The sequence below is a fragment of the Arsukibacterium sp. genome, from assembly GCF_033722355.1.
In the GTDB taxonomy this organism is placed as follows: Bacteria; Pseudomonadota; Gammaproteobacteria; order Enterobacterales; family Alteromonadaceae; genus Alishewanella.
Genome location: NZ_JAWVZF010000262.1, coordinates 1 through 2,210, shown reverse-complemented (window position 1 = coordinate 2,210; position 2,210 = coordinate 1). Strand labels below are relative to the sequence as shown.

Here is a 2,210-nt window from a genome sequence, read left to right as displayed (position 1 = left end):
GACGCAGCCGGTTGGCAAATTCGCGTAGAAACTCATCACCGGTTTCATGACCATAACTATCATTGATGGTTTTAAAACCGTCTAAATCGATAAATAAAATAAAAAAACTGAGCTGCTGGCGACTGGCGCGCGCCAGCTGCCTATCCAATTCATCAAATAAATAGCGCCGGTTTGGCAGGGTGGTCAACGCGTCGTGTTGTGCCTGATATTCTAATTGCTGATTAAGCGCTGTCAGAGCCTGATGATCCGCCAGCCGGCTGGCCAGTAATGATAATGAGTTACTTATCGCCGAAAATAATGCTTTACTTTCAGTCTGTATCGCAATAGCAGGCGATATCTGGACAAAAATCAGTGCGGCGGGCCGGTATTCGGCAAAGATCTTAATTAATAACGTGCTGTGACCCGCCAGCAAAAATTCGCTGAACTGATGCTGCACCCCAGCCGGTATCTCAAGCTCAATGATAGAGCGGCGGCGGGTTTCAACACTTAATTCTGAGCGCAGCCTTTGCACGACGCTCTGCCAGGGTTGATGCTGAGCATTCACCGCGACCAGCTCGTCGTCGTTCATTTCAAAGGCGATGGCCTGACTGCAAAGGCCACTTTGCAGCATATAGTCTGCGGTCTGACTGATGGTCAGACTCAGCGATTGTCCTGCCATACACAACTCAGTAATTCTGGCAAAAAGACTGACCCGGTTAAGCTCCGACTCTGCTTTTACTGCTCGCGCATCGGCAAGTCTGGCATAATTTTCCCGGCTTAGCTGATGACTGATTAAATCAGCGCATAACTGTAATAATTCAGGCAAATGTGACATCTTGCCAAGCGCAACACTCTGCGAACTGGCACCACATAAGGTGCCGAATACACTGCCATCGTGATTACGTACCGGCACACTGATATAGCTTTTTAAACCCAGCTGCCTGGCAGCCTCTGAGTCACCCCAGCAGGCTGGCACATCTTCAGTCAGGAACTGCTGAGTTTCCAGCGCTCTTTTGCACAACGTATCTTTCCACGGTACCGTCAGGTCTTCCGGCAGATCCAAGGCGCCGGCATTATGGGCGATCAGGATATGCTGCACACCGGCGGTTTCATCAATCGCAGTGAGGTAGGTAGACTCAAGGCCCGTTATTTTCTGTAGCAGAGCTAACAGCGGCCGGGTTAAGCCCTCAACATTGTCGGCGGTCGCTACAAACTGAGCCAGTTGCTCAAGCTGTTTGTCCATTTAAATTCACTATATTAGGAAATTTATAACAACTAACAATCGCTTAACTAAGCTTAGTTGCCAATATCTGTTATAGCAATACTACCGGTCAGTGCCGTTAAGCATTCGGCCGGCAGCATCTGAGGAAAGTAACCAGCTTGTCAGGTTTTCGCCGGAATGCGTTCCAGCACCGCTAACAGTAACTGCCAGTACTGGCCAACTGTTTCAATATTGACCATTTCATCCGGGCCGTGCGGATAGCGGATCGTCGGCCCGATGGACACCATATCCATCTGCGGGTACGGCTTTTTAAACAGGCCGCATTCCAGGCCGGCATGAATCACCATAATAACCGGTTGCTTCTGGTAAATATCCTGATAGGTATCATTCACTATTTTCATCACGGCGGAATCCGGATCCGGCTTCCAGCCGGGATAAGCACCACTGAAGCTGACAGCCGCCCCGGCCAGTTCAGCCAGGGACGTTAACATGGTTTCGACATGCTCACGTCCAGAGTCAATTAATGAGCGGATCAAACATAACACGCTGACCTTATCAGCACTGGTGCTGATAACGCCCATATTCAGCGAGGTTTCGGTCACACCGGCAATATCGTCGCTCATGCGTATCACGCCATTCGGGCAGGCATGCAGCAGGTTTAACAGGGCTTGCTGGCTGGCATTCGTCATCACCTGCTGCGGCAGGCTGCTTTCATTCAGGCTGAATTTAACAGCTGGCTCGACAGCCGCCAGCTCGGTTTGTACTAACTGCTCAAAGGTGCTGATTTTCTGCTGCAATAAATCAAGTTTATCTGCCGGCAGACACAGTTTGACCGTGGCTTCACGAGGAATAGCATTACGCAGCGAGCCCCCGGTCAAATCACTCAGTTGCAACTTCAGCTCACGGGCTTCCGCCACTAAAAAACGGGCCAGTAACTTGTTTGCATTGCCCCGGCCTAAATGAATATTGACGCCGGAATGACCACCTTTAAGGCCTGTCAGACTTAAGG

2 protein-coding genes are annotated in these 2,210 nt (G+C 50.3%); both read right to left on the bottom strand.

Translation table 11 applies throughout. From position 1 onward, the window contains the following. On the bottom strand, positions 1–1,222 hold a 1,222-nt coding region (locus tag R3177_RS14605; protein WP_318971738.1), incomplete at its 3' end, for a diguanylate cyclase domain-containing protein. 140 nt (positions 1,223–1,362) lie between these two features. Continuing rightward, a partial coding sequence (locus tag R3177_RS14600; protein ID WP_318971737.1) for a peptidase dimerization domain-containing protein occupies positions 1,363–2,210 on the bottom strand: 848 nt, incomplete at its 5' end.